This window comes from Granulicatella sp., from assembly GCF_057274575.1.
In genome coordinates, this window is record NZ_DBHISP010000001.1 from 167,532 (window position 1) to 191,046 (window position 23,515).

Genomic DNA, 23,515 nt, shown 5'->3' on the forward strand with positions numbered 1-23,515 from the left:
AATAGACTTCCCTAGCCTAATGCTAAGGAAGTCTTCTTTTTTATTATCTTTCGTCTTCAGTGTATTCCATTAATGTGAAGATGTCGTATTCACTAATTTTTTCGCGACCTTTTAAGTCTGTTAACTCTACTAAGAACGCTAAACCAACTACTTCACCGCCAAGTTTTTCAACTAATTTTGCAGCGGCAGCCATTGTTCCACCTGTTGCTAATAAGTCGTCACAGATAAGAACTTTTTGACCAGGTTTTACAGCATCTTTGTGTAAATGTAATTCTGCTGATCCGTATTCTAAATCATATTCAACAGCTACTGTTTCTCGAGGTAATTTCCCTTTTTTACGCGCTGGAGCAAATCCGATTCCTAATTCATACGCTACAGGACATCCAACGATGAATCCACGTGCTTCTGGTCCAACAATCATTTCAGCACCAATTTTACGTGCATAGTCAACAATTTGTTGGGTTGCGTATTGATAAGCTTTTCCGTTTGCCATTAATGGAGAAATATCACGAAAAATAATACCCTCTTTAGGATAATTCGGAACGCTAGCAATATATTCTTTCAAGTTCATCAAGAACTCCTCCTTTTATTTATCCTATTGCGATTCAATCCAATTTTTCAATTCTTGAAACTGACTATAATTGAATTTTTTTTCAAGCAATAATTGTTCTTTTAACTTCTTTAATAAAACTGACTCTTCCAAGTCATTCGTTTTAGGACTTGTATGAATAAACAAATGTCCGTTTTCTATTTTAACAAATTCTAACTCAAAAAACACTTTTAATATAACTCGAAATTGTTCAACCGGAATTTTTAAGAAATTAGCGACTGAAACTAATTTTTCATTGTAAGGAAGTTGTCCATGAGATTGAATATATTTATAAACACTACCAAACTTAGACTTGTCTGGAATTCCTGTTGTCACAACTGAGTTCTTCGTATACGCGATGATATAAAGCTTTTGAGGAAATTCCATTTTAAAGAAAGTTTCCACTTCCTCTACTTTTTCAGGTAAATCAAATAACACGATTGCATTTGCGGTTGGAATCTCATTTGCGGAAACAAAATATGAAAAATCCAGCACGCTTGAATTACTTGGAATTCTTGTTTGTAGTTCTTTTAAATACACTTCGTTTGAAGCTAAATAAAGGGCATTTTCAACATCAAGATGATCTTTAGTAATCTTCGAAGTCCGCCAGTCAATAACGATTCTACCTTTCACAGCGATATCTTTCACCATTAATTGAGGAAGACGATTATTTTGCCATTCATTAATCTCTAAAGTACCAGCAATGCTAATCTTGGTATCTGGTTGAAGTGAAGATGCCCATTCCCCTTTACTAAAGGCCATTGCTTGTAGCGTGTTTGTAGAATTATCTTCTTTCAAATGAAGCTTCAAATGTTTTTTATCCGCTCCTAGCAATTGAGTAGACGCCACTTGGATTCCTTCTAATGAAACAATAGGCTCTGGATTATCCGTTCCAAATGGTTTTAAGCTGGCTACTGATTCAATCCAATCAACCGTAATATCTTTTAGTGGAAGAACTTCATCAATCGTTAACGTAGCCTTCGCATCTAATAAGTCTTGATAGTCTTTAGCATATTGTTCTAGCCCATCAATAATCGTTGGAAGCATAATCGTTTCAACTGTCAATCCAGCCGCCATATGATGTCCACCGAATTTTAAAAGATGATCTTTCACACTGGTTAACGCATCATAAAGATTAAAATCACCAAATGAACGACCACTCCCTTTTGCAGTTAGTCCGTCTTCACTAATCCCTAATACGATGGTAGGTTTACCAGTCTGTTCAACGATTCGACTTGCTACAATCCCAAGAACGCCTTCGTGCCAATCTTGTTGAGCTAACACAAGTATAGGTTGATTCATTTGTTCTTGAATAAGTGGATAGGCCTCTTCGACAATTTGATTGACGAATGACTGACGTCTTTCGTTTTCCGATTGCATGAAATCAACAATACTCTGTGCTTCTTCATCATCAAACGTTGTCAACAACTGAACACCAGGAGTGGCATCTCCAAGGCGACCTAGCGCATTTAAGCGTGGCCCAATTTGGAAACCAATCGTCTTTTCATCTAATTTATCCATTTTAACTGATAGTTTTTCTAATAATGAAACAAGGCCAATTCGTTGTGTTTGTTTCATTTGAGAGATTCCTAATTTAGCAATCGTTCTATTTTCGTCTGTAAGACTGACTAAGTCCGCAATTGTTCCAATCGCTGCTAATTCTACCATTTCTTCTGGAAACTCTCCTAGAAGCGCGTGAGCAAGCTTAAATGCTACTCCAGCTCCTGATAAATCTTTGCATGGATAGTTAGCCTCTGGATGACGAGGATGAACAACCGCAAAAGCTTCCGGAATATCACTTGGAATCTCATGGTGGTCTGTAAGAATTACATCACAACCATTTTCCATCGCATAACGAATTGGTTCATGCGCTGCAATTCCACAGTCTACCGTAATAATGAGCGTATGACCCTCTTTGATTGCGCGCTCGAACGCTGGAATATTTGGGCCATAGCCATCTGTAAAGCGATTTGGTAAATAATACGATACTTGAGCTCCTAGCATTTCGAGCGTTTCGTAGAGAATCGTTGTACTCGTAATCCCGTCTGCATCATAGTCGCCATAAATATGAATCAATTCTCCATTTTCGATGGCTTCTTGAATACGCCCTACCGCTTTATCCATATCGTGTAAAAGGAATGGGTCGTGAATTAGATGTGGTGTTGGCGAAAGAAACTCTTGCAGGTCTTCAGCTGTTTGAATCCCACGTTCCACGCATAAGCGAACGAGATTCTCAGACATGCCACTTTCACTTGCAAGAGATGTTACGAGTTCTTCATCCACATTCTCTTTTAACTTCCATGCATAATTTGCAAAACTCATCGTACACCTCCTCTACTTTTTATTGAAAATACTCCCTAATAGTTTGTCTCCTATTTTTGGGAATAACACATTTAATTTACTCGCAAAGTTCATTGTTTTTGGCAAATTTACTTCACGTTTTTCTTTTTCAATTCCTTTAACAACTTCTCCTGCAACCTTCACTGGATCTAGTACTACAGCGCCTAATTGCTCTAAGTATTTTCCAGTTGGCTCGGCTTTATCAAAGAAGTCTGTCGCAATCGGACCTGGATTTACAGTCATTACATGGATACCATAAGGGTTTAATTCTAAACGTAGTGCATTCGAATACCCTAACACTCCAAATTTCGTTGCTGAATACACGGATGATTTAGCCGTCGCTGATTTTCCAGCTTGAGAAGCAATATTCACAAATATTCCGCTCTTAGCTTCAATAAACCTAGGTACAAAATGCTGAGTGATTTTAATTAATGTATTCAAGTTTAACTGAAGCATTTGATTAATCTCGGATTCACTTAAGTCTTTAGCTAATTTAAGATAGCCAAGGCCAGCATTGTTGATGACCATCGTAATTTTGTATGATGCATCCAGATTTCCTAGTAATTGATCAATGGACGCATCATCGGTTAAATCACACGAATAAATATCGACAGGTTTTGTAGTGAACGATTGGCACTCAGCAGCTACTTGCTCTAGTTTAGTCATATTACGAGCTACAAGGATGAGTTGCACATCTCTTTTAGCTAATTCAATTGCGATTTGTGCACCTAACCCACCACTTGCTCCAGTGACAAGAGCCACTTGATTCGTAAACCATTTAGCATCCTTCATGAGGTTTAATCCTTTCAACGGTCACAATGTCGAAGTCTTTTACAACATGTACATTTTCAAAAATTGTTTTTGCTTCGTCTTCTAACTCTTGTGATTGTTTTCCAAGATAGCGAGCACTAATATGTGTTAACAAGAGTTGTTTTACTTCAGCGTTTTTAGCCACTTCGGCTGCTTGAAGACTTGTTGAATGGAAATGACGATAGGCTTGTTGGCCTTTACCTCCTTCATACGTTGCCTCATGGACCAGTACATCGGAACAATAAGCTAAGATTTCACTAGCTTCACATTTACGAGTATCCCCGCAAATAGTTACCACACGACCTTTAATATCTGGAGAAATATAATCTTGTCCATTCACGATTGTTCCATCTTCTAGAGTAATGGTTTCGCCTTTTTTCAACTTACCGTAAAGCGGACCAAAAGGAATTCCTAACTCTTTTAAACGGTCTGCTTGCAGTTCGCCTGGTTGATCTTTTTCAGTAACACGAAATCCATAAGATGGAATCCCATGTTCGAGTCGCTTCATTTCCACTTTAAAATGTTTATCCTCGAAAAGAAGACCTTCTTTTTCAAATTCAACAACTCTTAAAGGATACCCCAATTTTGAACAAGAAGCTTGAATCGTCGTATCGATAAAGTTTTTAATCCCTTTAGGACCATAGAGAGTTAAATCATCTTCTCCGCCTTGGAAAGAACGACTAGTTAGTAAGCCTGGAAGACCAAAAATATGATCTCCATGCATATGTGTAATAAAAATTTTTTTTATTTTCCCAGGACGTAAATTGGTATTCAATATTTGTTGTTGCGTTGCTTCACCACAATCGAACAACCATACTTCATTAATTTCATCAAGAAGTTTTAACGCAATTGAGGTAACATTTCTCATTTTCGAAGGCACTCCTGCACCTGTTCCTAAAAATTGCAATTCCATTTTAATTTCCTCTCAATGTTTCGTAAATTTTCTTCGCGAAGAACAGAGTTTCTTCTTGGGCTCCAACATCAGTAACGTAGGCTTTTCTAGAATAAAACCAATCTTGATTTTTTGAATACTCATTCCAATCAAGAAGATAAACATTCGAATATTTATCACTGATTGACTTATCAACTTCATTCACTTCGTCTCGCCAAGTTTTATAAGTTGTTGTCGTGACTAAGAAAATTTGTTTTTCCATTCCCATTCTTTTCAGTTCACTCTCGAGTTGTCCATTTGTAAAAGCTCCATTAAAACCAAACATTAACACCACAATATCATTCAACTGATGTTTAGATTTTAATTCATTAATCGTTGAAGAAATCTCGTAAAGTTGAGCGGTTGTTGTTGCATGCATAATCGCATTAGGATAGATTGTTGTCAATTTATCAGCAATTGCTAGTAAAGACTGATCTCCAATAAAAGTAATGGAACTATTACTGCTATAAACTGTTTCTTCTCTGGTTAAACCTTGAACATTATTAATAGTTTTTAAAACTTTCTTATCCACCACTTGTGTATTTTGAACAATTTGTTGATTTGTTTGAATCAACTCTGTTAGTTTACTTTCTTGTTCAGATAACTTACTAGTTGATTGAACTAATCCTATCGCAAGAATAACTATAGGCATCGCACAAAAAACAAATAATATTTGCTTTGAATAAGGAGTTTTATTCTTTAAAATTCTAATATTTTTTTGAATAAAGCAAAGATATCTTTTTTTCTCAAAAATTTGATACCATAATTCACCAAAGAATACAATTAGAACAAATTGAATCACACCTTGAATAAAATTACTATTTCCTGTAATTCCCATTTTTGCTTGATATAAAACAACAATAGGTAAAAACCATAAGTAATAAGATAAGCTTCTTCTACCAATAATAGTTAATGGTTTAAGTCTAAATAAGATTCCTGTAGAAACCTTTGGATGAATACTTACTAAAATGACACAAGCTACTGTTAAGTCAAATATTAACATTCCTCCACGATAAGTCATTGAATCGTGCTGTGTTAAAGTAAACATTAAAACGAACATTAAAATAATTGGAATCCATCTTAAATATTGTTCATATGGTAATTTAGATTTATACTCTCTTTGGAAACAATCTAAAGGATATAACAAAGCCGTACTCGATCCAATTAGCATGGAGAAAAGTCGAGTGCTTGTACTCATTGTGACATAAGTTAATGAATCTTCACCTTTATAACTAAAAACCATCAGTGCGAATGATCCCATTACAAATAACATAATCGCTATGAATAGTGAGTTATACTTTTTAAGAAAGAGGCTTAAAAAGGCGAACACAATTGGCCACAATAGGTAAAATTGAAAGGCCAGTGAAACATACCATAAATGTTCAAAAGGATTTTCTGTTAGTAAATTTGGAATAAACATTTGAGCTCTAAAAATTTGCCACCAGTTATTTAAAAATACTAAACTCGATGTAAATGAACCTCTTAGATTCACCAGCATTTCGTTTTGAAAAAGTGTTATATAGATAAAAACTAATATAAGCATTGCAATTAATGGCAACGCAATACGAGCAAGTCTTTTTAGAAGAATTTGTTTTAAAGGAATTTTCCCCTCTGCCATTAAACTCATCATTAAACGGTTTGTCATAAAATATCCAGCTAAAATCAGGAAAATATCTAATCCTAAAAAACCACCAGGCAAACGATACGAATACAAACTATAAATAATAATACTTAGAATCCCAATCGCTCTAAGTCCATCAAAGGATGAAACGTAAAATCGTTTATCCATTTCGCCTCTATCAATCATATTCAAAACTCCTTAATCTACGAACTCGAATGAGAAGTTTAGAATACGTACTAAATCGCCATTTTCAGCGCCTTTTTCACGTAAAGTGCTATCTACACCCATTCCACGTAATTGACGTGAGAATCTTATTACAGACTCATCGTGTTCCATATTTGTCATTTTGAATTGTTTTTCAATCTTGTCACCATACAATACCCAAGTTCCATCAGGATCTCTAGTTACTTTAAACGGTGCATCCTCTTCTTCTAATCCATAAACGATATGTGTTTCTACTACTTCTTCGTTTAATGGGAAGAATTCTGTTTCTTCTAACACTTCAGCCGTTCTAGCCAGTAATGCTTGAAGTCCTTCGCGACGATAGGCAGAAATCGGAAAAATCTCTGGCATTTCTTCGCCTTCATCTAAGCTATCTGCTAAGTCTGTCTTGAACTTCTCTAAGTTTTCTTCCGCTTGAGGTTGATCCATCTTGTTGGCCACAATCAGCATTGGACGTTCCAATAAGCGTAGGTGATAACTTCCAAGTTCTTCTTGAATAATCTTGTAATCTTCGAAAGGATCACGGCCTTCCATTGCGGCCATATCAATCACATGAAGTAATACTTTTGTACGTTCGATATGTTTTAAGAAATGGATTCCAAGCCCCACCCCTGTGTGCGCTCCTTCAATTAATCCTGGTAAGTCTGCCACGACGAATTGCTCGCCATTTGGAGACTGCGCCATTCCTAATTGAGGATTCAATGTTGTAAAGTGATAGTCCGCGATTTTTGGTTTTGCACTAGAAATTACTGAAAGTAAAGTCGATTTACCAACAGATGGGAAACCAACTAATCCAACATCAGCAAGTACTTTTAATTCCAAATCCAGTTCAAACTCTTCCCCTGGTTCACCGTTTTCTGCGATGTCTGGAGCTGGGTTTTTATGAGTTGCAAAACGAATATTGCCTCGACCACCACGGCCTCCTTTAGCAACCACTACTTCTTGCCCATCTTCTACTAAGTCAGCAATCAGTGCTTTCGTTTCTGCATTTCTAACGATTGTTCCTGGTGGAACTTTAACGATTAAGTCTTCTGCTCCACGGCCATACATACTCTTACTCATGCCGTTTTCACCAGGTTTTGCTTTGAAATGACGTTTATGACGGAAATCTAGTAAGGTTCTGAGTCCTGAATCGACTTTAAAAATAACACTTCCGCCTTTACCGCCGTCTCCACCAGCCGGACCTCCGTCTGGTACGTATTTTTCACGACGAAACGCAACCATTCCGTCTCCACCTTTTCCGGCTTTGACTTGAATCGTGGCACGATCATAAAATACTGCCATTTTATTCACTCTCCTTTCTGTGTGAGGGGTCTTATTTAACGATTAATGATGTGAAATCTGCTAAATCTAAGATGATTTCAGATAGTAATCCTAAGAATCTTAGACGATTACGACGTGTTGCTTCATCGTCCACCATGACCATATTTTCATTGAAGAAATCATTGATTTTTGGTGCCATTGCTTCTAAATGACTATACAATCCTTCAGGCGTTAATGAACCTACTTTTGCATTCAATTCTTGAATAGCTTTCACTAAGTTACGTTCACTTTCTGTTTCAAGACGATCTTCTAAAATTTCGCCACTCGCATCCTCTTGAGCTTTTGCACTAATATTGATAACACGATTTAAAGCCTCTGTAATTCCTTTAAATTCTTCAGATTCAGAAACAGCTGAAAGAACTCTTGCAGCTTTTAATTGTTCAGGAACTGATGAAGTATTACTATTTACAACCGCATCGATAATGTCATGACGTTTTGTAATCGTAGCAATCCGTTGTGCTACACGTTCACGAATAAAACTTAAGATGAACTCTTCAACTTCATTTTCTTTTTCATCTAAAAATTCAGCATAATCTAAACCTAACAATAATTTTGTAAAGTCTTCAATTTCGATATTCCAATCAAAGGCTGCAAGAATTTGTACTAGCCCCATAACTTGACGACGAAGTGCATATGGGTCATTTGATCCTGTTGGAAGCATTCCAGCAGCTGTAAAGCTTAAGAAAGTATCTAATTTATCGGCAACCGCAAGTAAAGCGCCAGGTACAGAAGTTGGAAGATCACCATCTGCACTTGTTGGCATATAGTGTTCACGGATTGCTTTTGCAACTTCAGGAGTTTCACCTTGTTTCAGTGCATAAATTTCACCCATGATTCCTTGTAATTCAGGGAATTCACCAACCATGTTTGTTACTAAGTCAAATTTGTAGATTGAAGCGGCACGTTGCGCTGTGACAACGACATCACTTGCTAAGTTCAATTCTTTAGCTATACGTCCAACAAGTAATTGAACACGATCCATTTTCTCTGTCATAGAACCAATCTTGGCATGGAAGTTTAATGTTTCTAATTTCTTCAAGAATGTTGTCATTGGAATCTTTAAGTCTTCTTCGTAGAAGAATAATGCATCTTCTAGACGAGCTGTTAATACTTTTTGATTTCCTTTTGCGACATTTTCAATCATGTAGTCATTACCATTACGAACTGAAACAAAGAATGGTAATAATTGTTTTTCTTGGTTATACACAACGAAATAACGTTGGTGTTCTTTCATTGATGTGACTAATACTGGTTCAGGAACGACTAAGTATTTTTCATCAAAAGTACCCGCAAATGCTGTTGGGTATTCTAAAATTGAGCTTACTTCTTCTAATAAGTCTTCATCGATTGGAATAATCCAGTTATTTTTTGCAGCTAATTCTTCAATTTGCTTACGTACTAGAGCTTTACGTTCATCTTGGTTTACGATGACAAATTGTTCAGCCAATGCTTTCTCATAACTTTCTGGGCTTTCAATCGTTGCATCTTTTCCAAGGAATCGATGTCCTCTTGAAACGCGTCCAGCTTTTACATCTAATACGCCGATTTCTTCAATCACTTCATTTCCATATAAAGCCACAATCCAGTGAATTGGACGTAAATATTCAAATGTATGGGCTGCCCAGCGCATTGTTACTGGGAATTTCATATCTGTAATCACAGAAGATAAGTTTTTAACCACTTCTTTTGTTGATTTACCAGCAATATGTTGTTTTACATGAATGTATTCAACTCCATTCACTTCTTCAACATAAATGTCATCTGTTGTTAATCCTTTTCCTCGAACAAAACCTTCAGCTGCTTTTGTCCAAGCACCGTCTTTTTGAGCAATTGCTAAAGATGGTCCTTTAAAGATTTCTTCGCGGTCTGCTTGTTCTTCTACTAATCCATTGACACGAACTGCCAATCTTCTTGGAGTCGCAAATGCTTCTACGGATTCAAATGTTAAATTTTCATCTTTGAAGAAGTCTTCCACACGTTTTGCTAATTGTTCAGAGCTTGATCGAACATATTGAGCAGGTAATTCTTCTAAACCGATTTCTAATAATAGTGATTGTGTCATTCTTTCTCCTCCAAACTCTCTTATTTCTCTTTCAATAATGGGAATCCTAATGCTTCACGTTCAGCCACGAAAGTTTTCGCGATTGTACGAGCCATCTTACGAATACGGCCAAGAAATCCAGCACGGTCCGTTGCAGAAATAATGCCGCGAGCATCCATTAAGTTAAATGCATGAGAACATTTCAGTACATAGTCATAAGCTGGGTGCACTAGACCTTTTTCCATTAATACAGTGGCTTCTTTTTCAAAGTCTGTAAATAATTGCATTAATAATTCTGCATTGCTTTCTTCAAATGCGTATTTAGAATGTTCATATTCAGGTTGAGTGAAAATATCACCGTATTTTACATCGCCAGTCCATACTAAATCATATACACTCTCTACTTCTTGAATGTATGAAGCAAGACGTTCTAAACCATAAGTAATTTCACTTGTTACAGGGTGGCATTCTAATCCACCTACTTGTTGGAAGTATGTAAATTGAGTCACTTCCATCCCATCAAGCCATACTTCCCATCCTAACCCAGCACAGCCTAGAGATGGATTTTCCCAGTTATCTTCTACGAAACGAATATCGTGTTCTAATGGGTTGATTCCAAGAGCTTCTAGACTTCCTAAATATAATTCTTGAATATTTTCAGGAGATGGTTTCATCACCACTTGAAATTGGTGGTGTTGGAATAAACGGTTTGGGTTTTCCCCGTAACGACCATCTGCTGGACGACGTGAAGGTTCCACGTATGCTGCATTCCAAGGTTCTGGACCAATTGCACGAAGGAATGTATAAGGACTCATTGTCCCTGCCCCTTTTTCAGTATCATATGCTTGAAGAAGCAAGCACCCTTGATTAGACCAATAATTTTGTAATGTTAAAATAATTTCTTGAACACTTAATTTTTTTGCCATAATTGTTCCCCTTTCTATTGTGCATTCACAACTGGATAGAATTCATAAATCACACCAGGAATCACTTCACATTTCACTTCTTTAATCGCTTCATTTTTTGTTTTAAAACCGTACATTGAATGGTTTGCACTTGTTTGGAATTCCTCCAACAACTCATCATCATGACCGATGACACTCACTTTAATCGGTGCTAAAGAAACCACCTTCAATTGAAAATCTTTGAATTCTGAAGCTGGGATGACCATTGTAAAATCCATACTATCTCCTCCTTTGACTAAATAAAAAAATCCCTATGTACACAAAAAGCATACATAGGGACGACTAATCGCGGTTCCACCCTAATTTCTTGGTTTAAAACCAAGCTTCATTGTTGATAGACTCAAGTGCGCCACTTTTAATGAACCATGATATGGATTCCACCAGCCCATACTCTCTATGACATTTCATCATTAAAAATCTCACTGTCAACGTCCTATTAATCTTTCACTATCGTACCGATAATTGCTTAAAAAGTCAAGTAAAGACAGCGTTTTTCGCTACTCTTAATCTTGTCCTCTTTTCTGAATTAACGTTTCCCATTCGACCATCTGATCTAAGAATTTTTTGCTCTTCAAACGAATGCCGACATACTCTTCCATAATAGTGTCAAACAGGCGTCTTAATTCACTTGTAGTTTCACTCGATAACTGAATAGAACCAATTTGTTTTGGAGAAGAAACAAGAGCTAATTGCCTTGCTACATACAATGCTTTTCTAGACAATTGCATGCGGTACTCATCTTCCTCTAAGTGATTCTGGCACAGACATCCGTGCTTTTGAATCGAAAAGTCAACTAAGTCCGTATCCCTATTACAAATAACACAATGTTGCCACTCCACATCTATCCCGTAATAACGAAGAATCTTGATTTCAAAGAATCTCAAAATTATTTCTGCATCGATTCCATTATTAATGGAATCAATCGAGTCCCAAAGCAGTTGGAATACCGTCTTATTCACTATATGGTCATCCATTACGGCATCTGTTAACTGTGTTAAATAAGCTAAAACAGCTTGAGCTTTGACATCATTTAATACAATCGTTGCAGGCTTAATATCGTGACTATCCTTTAGGAAACTAAACCCATTTTGATGAATATGCCCCAGGAAAGTCGCTCTTGTAAACACCTGTGTTGCAGCCGTTAATGGATGATTGCTTTGCTGTGCATTTCGTAAAAAGAACATCAACTTTCCGTGATCTCTCGTCAAAATTTTTACGAGCATATCTTTTTCTCGGTACGTCTGTCTCATTATGACAATCCCATCAAAATAGTGGTAATAATCCATTTGATTTCATCCTAATCTCTATAGTCTGTCTCTTTATATCCATATTCTTGTAGATTACTTTTACGTTTACGCCAGTCTTTTTCAACTTTTACCCACAATTCAAGATAAACCTTATTTCCGAGTAATTGTTGAATATCGCGTCTAGCTCTCGTCCCTATTTCTTTCAAGAGACGTCCACCTTTACCGATAATAATACCTTTTTGTGATTTTCGCTCAACGATAATATTTGCATAGACATGAACCTTATCGAATTCATCTTTTTGCATCTTATCCACTGTTACAGCCACCGAGTGAGGAATTTCTTCCTGCGTTAACTGTAAAATCTTCTCACGAATTAATTCTGAAACCACAAAGTATTCAGGATGATCGGTTATTTGGTCTGCTGGATAATATTGTGGACCTTCAGGAAGAGCTTCTATAAGTGCTTCCATTAATTCGTTCACATTATTTCCTTGTAATACTGAAATTGGGAATACTCCCGCAAAATCAAGGGCATCTTTATAACTTTCAACACGCTCTAATAACACTTCTGGTGTAACAAGGTCAATCTTATTTAACACTAAGAAAATAGGTGTCTTAATCCCTTTTAGCTTTTCAATAATGAAGTCGTCACCAGGGCCACGTTTTTCACTGACATTGACCATAAATAGGACTGCATCCACTTCTTTTAAAGCAGAATAGGCACTCTTCACCATGAATTCACCGAGCTCATGTTTTGGCTTATGAATCCCTGGCGTATCTAAAAAGACAATCTGAGCGTTATCTTTTGTATAGACTCCTTGAATTTTATTTCTTGTGGTTTGTGCTTTATCAGACATAATGGCAATCTTTTGACCTAGCACATAATTCATAAATGTTGATTTGCCGACGTTAGGTCGCCCCACAATCGCTACAAATCCTGACTTAAATGATTTTGTCATACTCTCTCCTTAAAAATGAATCCATTTTGGCAAAATTATAATCATCGCAATAACGACTGTAAAACCTGCGCTTAACAATACTCCACCCGCTGCAATATCTTTTGCCTTTTTAGCTTCAATATGATATTCCTTTTTCACTAATAAATCTACCAAATTTTCAACAACTGTGTTTAATATCTCCATGACTAATACTAAAAATATACAAAGTAATATAAAACACCATTCGAGTGCAGTTAGTCCAGAAATGAAACTTATCAATATGGCCAACGCTGCCATGGACAAATGAGCTTTCATATTCCTTTCTTCATGAATAACTGTTTTGATTCCGTGTAGTGCATGTTTCATTGAAGTCAAAAAGGTTGAATTTTTTCCCGTTTGTCTATCCGTCATTTCTAGTTAACCCATAAGCTTCTAAGATTTCTTGTTGCAATCCTGTCATTTCAGCTTCCTCTTCTTCAGTCTGATGGTCATAGCCATTTAAATGTAAAAATCCGTGAAGTGCTAAAAATCCAAGTTCTCTTTCAAGCGAATGACCATAATCTTCTGCTTGTTCTTTTGCACGGTCTAAAGAGATGACAATATCTCCAATTGAAGTCACGAAACTATCATCTTCCTCCATAATTGACTGCATGCTTGCAAAATCATCATCGTCATCATCCAATGCAAAACTGATAACATCCGTTACTTTATCGATATTTCTAAAATCACGATTGATTTCTCGAATCCGTTCACTAGATACGAAAGAAATACTACATTCTTTTGTTTGAGGTATTTTTAGAAAATCTGCTGCAAAAGATACCACCTTATGAACCAGTTCTTGATGACTTTCTGGAACTACTTCTGTTTCATCAATAATTTCAATAATCATTTTAAAATCTCCTTTATTCATGTCACTATTATTTTAACAAACTCCCTACATTATTGGAACTTTGACGAATGTTGAACTAAACATTAAATAAAAATGATCCTTTCCCCCAAAATTGTTCATTAAACAATCTTAAAGGAAAGGATACTAACTCTTAACTAGGTTTTTTTACAATTTTTGGGTACTCTATTCGCGAATGGAATGTTCCGTTAAGAGAAGCCACAATATTTTTTTCTATAATGGACAACTCTTTCATCGTAATATCACATTCTACAAACTGACCATCTTCCAAGCGATTCATAATGATAGAATGAACCAAATTCTGAACTTTTTCTAAAGTAGGCTCTTTCATCGCTCGAGTTGCAGCTTCTGCACTATCTACAATATTAATGACCGCCGACTCTTTGGTCTGAGGTTTTGGACCAGGATATCTGAAATCCTCTTCGATTGCATCCGGATTTGCTTTTAGGGCTTCTGCATAAAAGTATTTCATCAAAGTAGTTCCATGATGTTCTGCACAAATATCAATTACTGATTTTGGTAATTGATGTTCTTTTAAGATTTCTACTCCTTTACGAACATGATCAAAAATGATTTCTTTTGATTCATAAGGCCCAATCATTTTATGCGGACTTTCCATATGAGCAGGCAAGTTTTCAATAAAGAAGAACGGGTGCTCAGTTTTTCCAATATCATGATAATAGCTTGCTACTCGTGCTAATTGAGAATCTCCCCCAATTGCCTCAACACAGTTTGCTGAAATATTAGCCACCATTAGACTGTGGTGATAAGTCCCTGGTGCTTTTGTAATTAAATCTTTTAACAGAGGTTGATTTGGATTAGATAACTCTGCCCATAAAAGAACTGAACTATCCTCAAAAAGATAAGTTAGATATGGCATTAAAATGACTGGAATTACATATGATAAAAATCCACTAATCGCTGCAAATGCAAATAACCAACCAGATTGAGTAGAAACTAGTTCATAATTACTAAAAAATACAAACGGAATCATTAACGAAACAGGAATTACAATTTGTAGAAGTAATTGTTTAAACCAAGATAAGTTTTTCCAATAAACTTCTTGAACAACTCCTAACCAAGCCGCAAGAGAAAAATAAACAGTGGTTAATGCTATTTCAGTATTGATATTGTCACTACCAAACATAAACCAGACTAAAATCGGATAAACCAACATCGCAATAATTGTAAAGAAAAATTTTGAGGTTAATTTATAAATAAGATAGATTAATCCAGCAATTGGAAAAGCAACACCAATGTAATCAATCCCTCTATTTTGTAAGAACGATAAAATTTTTAACAGTACAGCTCCCATCGAAAAAACAAAAGTAAATACTGTTAATTCATTTAACCTGGTGTCCCAATCTTTACTTGAAACTCCCACTTTATATCGAAGCGAGAATACTAGAAGACTAACGATGAAGATTCCAAGAAAAATCAAGTAACTATAGAGCTGATGATAATTGTTTGTTGTTCCATTAATACCAAGTAATTCAAGAATACGTAAATCTTCTTGAGTAATAATATGCCCTTCTTGGATAAGCACTTGACCTTGAAGAATTCTAACGGTTGACACGCTTTGCTTCGCATTCTCTTTTGCACTGTTGGTTGCATCTTTATCCACTACATTATTAGCAACAATACTATTGGTTAACAACTGTCCTAATAATTCACGTTCTGAATCAGAGAATCCACCATTAAACAAAGATTTCTTTGCAGCTTCTTGCGCTTGCAACAGATTAGAATCTGTAATAGAAGAAGCCATTTGTTCCTTCGTTGCATCTTCTACAGCCTTCTCATAGCTATTTAATTTTTCAGAACCAGCGGATAGAAGTTGAACGATAACACTGTCTTTAATATATAAAGCAAAATCTCGAATGGCTTTATTTTCTCCATCTAAACTTTTCTTAAAATAACTTAGGCGATCTTGAATTGTAGCTACTTTTGTAGAGGTTTCTCCAGTAGTTGTAGTAGTTGAATCTACACCAAATATTTCTCTTGAAGATTTGGCAGCAACAGTTTTAATCGCTTGGAAAAACTGCTTTACTTTATCAATTTGTTGTTGTTGTTTGGTTTGGTCAAAAACATAAATATCTCCAATACCATCCATCGCCATTTGTTGATTTTTTGCGGTTTGCTCTTTATCCTCAATTGTTCTTGGAGAACGAATTGTTTCTTTAGCAACTTGATTTAACTCTAAAGAATAAGAAGTTGGTTGTACATTACTCCACCCTAAAATGAGTAACACTAAAAATGTTAATCCTAATAAAGCAGGAAGATAGAGCATTCCTAAAATTTCTTGAAACTTACGGAGCTTTTGTCTCACTTTCTTCACCTCGTTCCCTTTCAGTTTCCGTTGGTGCTGAATATGCATTAATAATTTCCGATACGATTGGATGACGTACAACGTCTCCTGCATCAAATTCCACAAACGCAATTCCATTAATTCCTTTTAGCTTGCGTTCAGCATCTAAAAGACCACTGGCTTGATGTCCTTTTGGCAAGTCAATTTGAGACTTATCTCCATTGACAATCATTTTTGAACCAAAACCTAAACGAGTTAAGAACATTTTCATTTGCGCTCTAGTTGTATTTTGAGCTTCATCTAAAATGATAAACGAATCTTCTAAAGTACGCCCACGCATATACGCTAACGGCGCCACTTCAATGACTCCTCGTTCTAAGAGTCGATTCGTATGTTCCATACCGTATACGGTATAAAGAGCATCATATAACGGACGTAAATATGGATCTACTTTTTCTTTTAAGTCTCCTGGTAAGAACCCTAAATTTTCACCGGCTTCAACAGCTGGACGAGTCAAGATAATTTTCTTCACTTCGCCTTTCTTCAATGCTTGTACAGCCATAACAACAGCTACAAACGTTTTACCCGTTCCGGCAGGTCCAATGCCAAAGACTACATCAGTCTTCTTTATGGCATGAATATATTGCTGTTGACCATACGTTTTAGCACGAATCGCTTTTCCTGCAAATGTACGGCCAATTTCTTCGTTATATAAATTAACAAAGTAATCCAAAGTACCGCGTTTTGCCATCTTCACCGCGGTAATGATGTCAGTTTTAGAAATACTAATCCCTCGTGCGATCAAGTCTTGAAGTTGGTTTAGTAGTTCTTTAACTTGAGTAGTAACCTCTTCTTCACCAGTGATAAAGAGTTGCTCCCCACGATGGGTAATTTGTACTTGGAATGACTCTTCAATAAAACGAATATTCTGATCTTGAGAACCAAATAATTGAATTAATTGAGGATTATCGCTTAATTCAACACTTGCTTTTACGGTTTCATTTTCCAATCAGTTATCCTCCAATCCACACTTATTTATTTAAGTGTGCTTTTACTTGTTCTTTAATGACATTACCGTCTGCTTGCCCTTTAAGAGCTTGCATCACTGCTCCCATTAATTTACCAAATTCTTTTTGACTAGTAGCTCCTACTTGCTCAGCAATTTCAGCAATTTTTGCTTGTACTTCTTCTAAAGAAAGTTGTGCTGGTAAATACTTTTCAACAATTACTAATTCACCTTGTGTTTTTTCAACTAGTTCTGGTCGATTTGCTTTTTCAAATTCAACAATTGAATCACGGCGTTGTTTGGCTTCACGAGACAGAATCGTTAATTCTTCTTCAGGTGTTAGCTCAGATTTTTTATCAATTTCAGCCGCTTGAATTGCTGTTTTAATCATACGCAAAACGGCTAAAGTTTCTTTATCTTTTGCTTTCATCGCTGTTTTAATATCGTTGTTAATCGTTTCTTTTAATGACATTATTCTCTCTCCATTCTTGTATTTCGTTTGATTGATAAAAAAAGACTGGGACCTATAGCCCCAGCCTGACATAGTCATATGATACACAGAGTTGACTAGAACTTGCGTTTACGAGCTGCCTCTGATTTTTTCTTACGTCTTACACTTGGTTTTTCATAAAACTCACGTTTGCGAGCCTCTTGTAAAGTTCCGGTTTTAGAAACAGTACGTTTGAAGCGACGAAGAGCATCATCAAGTGATTCGTTTTTACGAACAACTGTTTTTGACATATCCTATTCCCTCCCTCCGAGCATTTAAAAGTAACTGTTTTCTTTTGAATAGAATAACCAAACAAACGAAATGTCCTTTTTTTATTATAGGAAAGGTTTACTAAAATGTCAATCAACTTCTATACTGCCTATGAACTTTTTTAGGAAAACCTTAATTCATGCTTTAGTTGCGCATTTTTCGCAAAGTCCAAAAATCTCGAATCGATGAGAATGAATTTCACAACCTTCTAATTGATCTTGGAAGAAGTCCATTGGACACATATCTATTTCTTTTGTACTACCACACTTTTCACAAATGAAATGATGATGATGCCCATGTGTTTGGCAACGGAATCTAAATAATTTCTCACCATTTAGTTCTGTTTCTTCTAAAATATTTAATTGCACAAAGGTATATAAATTACGATAAATTGTATCATAACTTAATTGCGGGAATTCAGGTGCAACTAACTTTTGTACTTGCTTTGCTGACAAGTAGCGATTCGCATCATTTAAAATTTCAACCAATCGTTGGCGTTTATTCGTGTGCTTGTAGCCCGCTTCTTTTAGAATCTCTAATGCTTCTTCAACATGATTATGTGAGTGGTTATGATGATGCTTACAGTGGTCGTGTCCACAGCAATGATCGTGTGAATGCATATTACTTCCTTCTTTCTTGATTTAATAACTCTTCAATCCAATGTGAATCGAATTTTCCAGAACGAATCATTTCAATCTCTTTCTTGTAAGGCGCAATCTGAACTTTATTTGCCACTTTAATCCATGGAGTTTCAAGAATTTTAGGGAGATTTTTAAATTCTGGGACTTGAATAACATTCATTAACGCATCAAACCCAATTTCTCCAAATCCAAAATTTTCATGCCTATCTTTATGAGCACCCACAGGATTTTTAGAATCGTTGATATGAAGAACTTTAATGCGATCAAGTCCTACCGTTTTATCGAACTGTGTCAATACTCCCGATAAATCGTTTTTAATATCGTATCCAGCATCATGAACATGGCAAGTATCAAATGTAACCGATAAGTGTTCATTGTACGCCACGCCATCAATAATACGAGCTAGTTCTTCAAACGTACGAGCTAACTCCGTTCCTTTTCCAGCCATTGTTTCTAAGGCGATTTGAACTGTTTGATCTTTTGTAATTACTTGGTTTAGTCCATAGATGATTTGATTCAATCCAACATCAACACCCGCTCCTACATGAGAACCTGGATGTAAAACAACTTGTGTAGCACCGACTGCTTCAGCACGTCTCAATTCTTCTTTTAAAAAATCAATTGCAAAATCAATATATCCTTCTTTTGTAGTATTGGCTAAGTTAATAATATAGGGAGCGTGAACGACCACTTCCTTGATTCCATTTTCAGCCATAAATTTCTTGCCTATTTCAGCGTTTAATTCTTCTATCGGTTTTCTTCTGGTATTTTGAGGAGCTCCCGTATACACCATCATAACATTTGCCCCGTAACTATAGGCTTCTTTAGCTGACCCTAATAGCATTTCTTTACCACTCATTGAAACATGAGATCCAATTAACATGTCAAACCTCCAATTTTGCTCTTATTCTATTTTATTGTACCTAATAAATTCTACTACAATCAAGTTCAAAGCAACTTTTTATACACAAATAAGGGTTTTATTGTTATAATGAATTAGGAATACTTAATTTTAAAGGAGTCTCTATGGATTCAATATTGCATCTATTAAAAAAGAAAAATACACAACAATTCATAGCTTTCATTTTTATATTATTAACGTTTTGGATAATTGCACATCCTTTGGTCACTGAGAAATCTGCTTCAACTAATGAGAACACTATCCATCAAACGGTTGTTGACAATTCAAACTCAAACTCTGCTACACAGACATCTTCAAGGGTTAAAAATAAAGTTGTTCAATTTGCTGTAAATACTGGTTCTTCAAACGTGCAGGTTTATCAAAAGATGGATTCAAAGTCCATTCCAATAGGTAAAATCTCTCAAGGACAGTATTTATTATCTTTACATAAAGTAAACAACGGATGGATTCAAGTTCAGTATAATGAACAAGTTGGATATGTGGAAGAAAAAGATAATATCTTACTAACAACTCTAATGAAAGGTTATGCAAACGGTGGGTTGAAGATTTATCAAACTGCTGAAAAAAACACTAAAGAAATTGGGACAATTCCTTATGGTGAAATTTTCTATCTTCTTGAAGATGTTTCCGATAAAACTTTAAAAATCCGTTATAAAGAAACTGAAGGATACGTGGATAGCGATTCTTCGAACTATACTATTGATTTAATCCAAGAAATATTGAACAAACAAGCTGGACTCCCAACCACTATTGATTCCAATAAAATGTTTGTAACTAAACTAAAAGAAACTCCAATTAATTCTAAAGCATCTATCACTTCAGAATTAATTGGAACAGTAGATAAAGGAACTCAATTTGTATATGAAGATAGAGAAGGAGATTTCTACAAAGTTTCAGTTGGTAATGGAAAATATGGATATATTCCATACTGGTTAGTCACTACAAATTTCGCAGGGATAGAGTCAGATGATACCCTCCCACAAGGAATTAAAAACGCAACAATTGTCATTGACCCTGGTCACGGTGGAGATGATCCTGGTGCTGTTGTAAACTTTAGTGAAAAACATGAAGCTGACCACACACTTTCAACTGCCTTCTTGGTTAAGAAAGAATTAGAAGCGTTAGGCGCAAAAGTTATTTTAACAAGAACTGACAATAGTTCTGTTTCATTAGCAGAGCGTGCCGAAATTAGTAATAAAAATAAAGCCAACGCATTTATCAGTATTCACTTTGATTCTGCGGAAGTTGATAGTGCTAGTGGAACTACAACCTACTATTATAGTGATAAAAGTGAAAATCTTAGTCAAACCATTAATAAGTATTTATCACGTAACTTACCTCTAAAAAATCAAGGCAGCAGGTTCCAAAACTTTATGGTATTAAGAGACAATGCTCGCCCATCGATTCTTTTAGAACTTGGATACTTAAACAACCAAAGCGATAATAAAGTAATTTCATCTCAAGAATATCAAGAAAATATCGCAAAAAGTATTGCAAACGCCTTAAAAGAATACTTCCAATAAACCAAAAGAAGCGATGCTACTCCCTGTGGAATAGCGTCGCTTCTTTTTATTCTAAAATAATTCATCAATTTCTTGACTTGTAGTTTCTACTGGAGTTGTATAGTTTGCAGTAATTTCTTCAATCACTGTCCCATCAACAGCTTCTTTAATCAACCCTTCAACATCAAGACGCGCTTCATATTGACGTGCCTTTTCGAGTTTTGGTTTTGTCTTTGGACTTGGTGGAGCAAATACCGTACAGCAATCTTCAAATGGTTGAATCGATAATTCGAAAGTATTAATTTCTTCAGCAACTTTGATAATATCGAGTTTGTCCATTGTAGCCACCGGACGAATTATTGGTGTGTTAGTCACGTCATTAATCGCCAGCATGCTATCTAAAGTTTGAGAAGCTACTTGCCCTACTGATTCCCCATTAGCAATTGCAAGTGCACGTACGTTTTCTCTAAGTTGATCCGTAATACGAAGCATGAAGCGACGCATAATCGTCATTAAATAAGCTTCTGGTACACTCTTCTTAATTTCCTCTTGAATTCTAGAAAATGGTACCGTAAGGAATTGAATACTTCCTCCAAAACGAGCAATTTTTGCAGCTAAAAGTTTTGTTTTTTCAAGCGCTTGAGGACTCGTATATGGTGGGCTTGCAAAGTGAACGCATTGAATCTCCATCCCACGTTTCATCGCAAGATACCCTGCTACTGGAGAATCAATCCCGCCAGATAACATGAGCATCACTCGACCACTTGTTCCAACAGGAAGTCCGCCTGCTCCTGGGATGGTCTTAAGACTCACCATTAAGTGTTCACGGCGCACATCGATACGAACTGTAATATCTGGTTGTTTTAATTGAACTTTGATATCTGGAAATGCTTCAAGAACAGCATCTCCTAAGAACAGATTGATTTGGTTTGTATCCATCTCGAATGTGTGATCCGAGCGTTTTGTCATAATTTTAAACGTCTTACCTTCAAGATCTTCTTGACTCAATAAGTCAAGAACCACTTTTTTGGCTACTTCCATATCTTTTTCGATAATATAGACTGGCGAAATTGATTGAATCCCAAAAATTGGTTTTACCTTTTCGATAACAGCTTCTTCAGGCGCTTCATGTAAATCTAAATACATAAAGTCATAATCAGGAATCACCTTTACCTGAGGAAAATCTACTAAGACTTTTTTTATATTTGACGCTAATTTTTGTGTGAACATCTTCTTGTTTCTACCCTTTGTAGAAAGTTCACCATAGCGAATCAAAATTCTAGTTTTCAAAGGTTTCCTCCTTTTTATTTTAAAAACGAAAATTGTTTCATTAACTGATGCAATACATTGATAAACTGTTCGACTTCTTCTTTCGTGTTGTCGTTTGAGAAGCTTACACGAACGGCTCCTGTTGCCCATTCAGTTGGCACATCCATCGCATAAAGCGTACTAGACGAATCTACTTTTTTACTTGAACAAGCAGAAGTCGTAGAAATATAAATGCCATGAGTTTCAAAAGCATGAACAACGACCTCTCCACGAACACCTTTAATAGCAAAGCATAATACATGAGACGCTCCATCTTCAGGCGAGAAGATGCGAATCTCAGTTTTTGTTGCTAACTCTTTCCATAGTTGGCTACGAAGTTCCCCCGTAACAGACTTTTCTTCTATAGCCATTCGCAGAGCTTTTGTTGTGGCCACAATCCCTGGAAGGTTTTCCGTTGTACTACGTTCTCCTTTTTCTTGTCCGCCACCTGTTAAGAGCGCTTGAATCTTACGTCCAAATTTCTTATACATAATCCCAACGCCTCTTGGTCCATGGAATTTATGCGCAGATAGACTTAATAAATCTATGCGTCCAAGGGCTAGCAGCTGGCTTGCGCTCTCAAGCGCTTGAACAGCATCCACATGAAAATGAATCGATGGATATGCTTCTAACACTTGTGCAATTCCCGCAATTGGCTGAATTGCACCAACTTCATTATTGACAGCCATTACACTCACTAGAATCGTATCTTTGCGAAGACTCTCTTTTAATTGCTCTACATTTACAATTCCTTTTGAATCGACATCTAAGTACGTCACTTCAAACCCGAAGCGTTCTAATTGCTTACAGGTTTGAATGACTGAAGGATGTTCAATCTTTGTCGTGATGATATGCTTCCCAAATACAGATTTTTCTAAAGCTGTTCCTTTAATCGCCCAGTTATTTGATTCAGTTCCGCCTGAGGTGAAGAAAATCTCCTCAGGTTGAACTGATAATAAACTAGCCACTTGTGCTCTAGCTTTTGTCAACACTTGATGGGCATCGACTCCTAATTGGTGTAAGCTCGATGGATTTCCGAAGAACTTTTGGCTAACTTGAACATAGCTCGTTAATGCATCATCATAAATTTTCGTTGTTGCTGCATTATCAAAATAAATCATTCTACTATCCTTTCAA

At 36.2% G+C, this 23,515-nt stretch carries 22 protein-coding genes; 1 reads left to right on the forward strand and 21 read right to left on the reverse strand.

The genetic code is table 11. The features are described from left to right. Positions 1 to 43: 43 nt before the first annotated feature. The 19 genes from ACO5V7_RS00775 to ACO5V7_RS00865 all read right to left on the reverse strand — a co-directional run bounded on the left by ACO5V7_RS00775 (position 44) and on the right by ACO5V7_RS00865 (position 19,529). The gene (locus ACO5V7_RS00775) at positions 44 to 571 is read right to left on the reverse strand and encodes an adenine phosphoribosyltransferase (RefSeq protein WP_048711246.1); all 528 of its coding nucleotides are present in this window, start codon (positions 569 to 571) and stop codon (positions 44 to 46) included. 24 nt (positions 572 to 595) lie between these two features. Beyond that, positions 596 to 2,911, reverse strand: a complete 2,316-nt coding sequence (gene recJ / locus ACO5V7_RS00780) for a single-stranded-DNA-specific exonuclease RecJ (RefSeq protein WP_485484679.1) — start codon at positions 2,909 to 2,911, stop codon at positions 596 to 598. 12 nt (positions 2,912 to 2,923) lie between these two features. Further along, the gene (locus ACO5V7_RS00785) at positions 2,924 to 3,721 is read right to left on the reverse strand and encodes an SDR family NAD(P)-dependent oxidoreductase (protein WP_298649275.1); all 798 of its coding nucleotides are present in this window, start codon (positions 3,719 to 3,721) and stop codon (positions 2,924 to 2,926) included. Continuing rightward, positions 3,708 to 4,652: a ribonuclease Z gene (gene rnz / locus ACO5V7_RS00790; protein WP_485484680.1), complete on the reverse strand. Its 945-nt coding sequence runs from the start codon at positions 4,650 to 4,652 to the stop codon at positions 3,708 to 3,710. Before rnz ends, ACO5V7_RS00785 begins: the two co-directional genes overlap by 14 nt. A gap of 1 nt (position 4,653) precedes the next feature. Then, complete coding sequence (locus tag ACO5V7_RS00795) at positions 4,654 to 6,477, reverse strand: acyltransferase family protein (RefSeq protein WP_485484681.1); 1,824 nt, start codon at positions 6,475 to 6,477, stop codon at positions 4,654 to 4,656. Positions 6,478 to 6,489: 12 nt separating this feature from the next. Then, positions 6,490 to 7,797, reverse strand: a complete 1,308-nt coding sequence (obgE, locus tag ACO5V7_RS00800) for a GTPase ObgE (protein WP_485484682.1) — start codon at positions 7,795 to 7,797, stop codon at positions 6,490 to 6,492. A 31-nt stretch (positions 7,798 to 7,828) separates the two neighbouring features. Beyond that, a complete protein-coding gene (gene glyS, locus ACO5V7_RS00805; protein ID WP_485484683.1) occupies positions 7,829 to 9,898 on the reverse strand; it encodes a glycine--tRNA ligase subunit beta in 2,070 nt (689 codons plus the stop codon). 20 nt (positions 9,899 to 9,918) lie between these two features. Next, complete coding sequence (gene glyQ / locus ACO5V7_RS00810; RefSeq protein ID WP_005605637.1) at positions 9,919 to 10,803, reverse strand: glycine--tRNA ligase subunit alpha; 885 nt, start codon at positions 10,801 to 10,803, stop codon at positions 9,919 to 9,921. Positions 10,804 to 10,817: 14 nt separating this feature from the next. Continuing rightward, positions 10,818 to 11,060, reverse strand: a complete 243-nt coding sequence (locus tag ACO5V7_RS00815; protein ID WP_485484684.1) for a hypothetical protein — start codon at positions 11,058 to 11,060, stop codon at positions 10,818 to 10,820. 285 nt (positions 11,061 to 11,345) lie between these two features. Continuing rightward, complete coding sequence (recO, locus tag ACO5V7_RS00820) at positions 11,346 to 12,128, reverse strand: DNA repair protein RecO (RefSeq protein ID WP_485484685.1); 783 nt, start codon at positions 12,126 to 12,128, stop codon at positions 11,346 to 11,348. A gap of 11 nt (positions 12,129 to 12,139) precedes the next feature. Then, positions 12,140 to 13,048 (reverse strand): GTPase Era, encoded by a 909-nt coding sequence (gene era / locus ACO5V7_RS00825; protein WP_005605640.1) that lies wholly within the window; start codon positions 13,046 to 13,048, stop codon positions 12,140 to 12,142. Between the two features lie 9 nt (positions 13,049 to 13,057). Continuing rightward, positions 13,058 to 13,438, reverse strand: a complete 381-nt coding sequence (locus ACO5V7_RS00830; protein WP_049555456.1) for a diacylglycerol kinase family protein — start codon at positions 13,436 to 13,438, stop codon at positions 13,058 to 13,060. Further along, on the reverse strand, positions 13,428 to 13,916 hold the full coding sequence (gene ybeY, locus ACO5V7_RS00835) for an rRNA maturation RNase YbeY (RefSeq protein ID WP_278577620.1): 489 nt from the start codon (positions 13,914 to 13,916) through the stop codon (positions 13,428 to 13,430). Before ybeY ends, ACO5V7_RS00830 begins: the two co-directional genes overlap by 11 nt. Before the next feature lie 151 nt (positions 13,917 to 14,067). Continuing rightward, positions 14,068 to 16,260 carry an HD family phosphohydrolase gene (locus ACO5V7_RS00840; RefSeq protein WP_485484686.1) on the reverse strand — a complete coding sequence of 731 codons (2,193 nt, stop codon included), beginning with the start codon at positions 16,258 to 16,260 and terminating at the stop codon, positions 14,068 to 14,070. After that, positions 16,241 to 17,248: a PhoH family protein gene (locus ACO5V7_RS00845; protein ID WP_485484687.1), complete on the reverse strand. Its 1,008-nt coding sequence runs from the start codon at positions 17,246 to 17,248 to the stop codon at positions 16,241 to 16,243. Before ACO5V7_RS00845 ends, ACO5V7_RS00840 begins: the two co-directional genes overlap by 20 nt. Before the next feature lie 22 nt (positions 17,249 to 17,270). Continuing rightward, positions 17,271 to 17,717, reverse strand: a complete 447-nt coding sequence (locus tag ACO5V7_RS00850; protein ID WP_485484688.1) for a GatB/YqeY domain-containing protein — start codon at positions 17,715 to 17,717, stop codon at positions 17,271 to 17,273. A gap of 95 nt (positions 17,718 to 17,812) precedes the next feature. After that, positions 17,813 to 17,986 (reverse strand): 30S ribosomal protein S21, encoded by a 174-nt coding sequence (rpsU, locus tag ACO5V7_RS00855; RefSeq protein WP_005605651.1) that lies wholly within the window; start codon positions 17,984 to 17,986, stop codon positions 17,813 to 17,815. Positions 17,987 to 18,142: 156 nt separating this feature from the next. Next, positions 18,143 to 18,625, reverse strand: coding sequence for a Fur family transcriptional regulator (locus ACO5V7_RS00860; protein WP_485484689.1), 483 nt, complete (start codon positions 18,623 to 18,625; stop codon positions 18,143 to 18,145). A gap of 1 nt (position 18,626) precedes the next feature. After that, a complete protein-coding gene (locus ACO5V7_RS00865; protein ID WP_485484690.1) occupies positions 18,627 to 19,529 on the reverse strand; it encodes a deoxyribonuclease IV in 903 nt (300 codons plus the stop codon). Between the two features lie 143 nt (positions 19,530 to 19,672). Between ACO5V7_RS00865 and ACO5V7_RS00870 the strand changes: the two genes are divergently transcribed. Beyond that, a complete protein-coding gene (locus ACO5V7_RS00870) occupies positions 19,673 to 21,091 on the forward strand; it encodes an N-acetylmuramoyl-L-alanine amidase (RefSeq protein WP_485484691.1) in 1,419 nt (472 codons plus the stop codon). A 51-nt stretch (positions 21,092 to 21,142) separates the two neighbouring features. Here ACO5V7_RS00870 and thiI read toward each other — a convergent pair whose 3' ends face one another. Together thiI and ACO5V7_RS00880 are read right to left on the reverse strand one after the other, a co-directional pair. Then, complete coding sequence (thiI, locus tag ACO5V7_RS00875) at positions 21,143 to 22,360, reverse strand: tRNA uracil 4-sulfurtransferase ThiI (protein WP_485484692.1); 1,218 nt, start codon at positions 22,358 to 22,360, stop codon at positions 21,143 to 21,145. Between the two features lie 14 nt (positions 22,361 to 22,374). Further along, positions 22,375 to 23,499 (reverse strand): cysteine desulfurase family protein, encoded by a 1,125-nt coding sequence (locus tag ACO5V7_RS00880; protein WP_485484693.1) that lies wholly within the window; start codon positions 23,497 to 23,499, stop codon positions 22,375 to 22,377. Between the last annotated feature and the right edge of the window lie 16 nt (positions 23,500 to 23,515).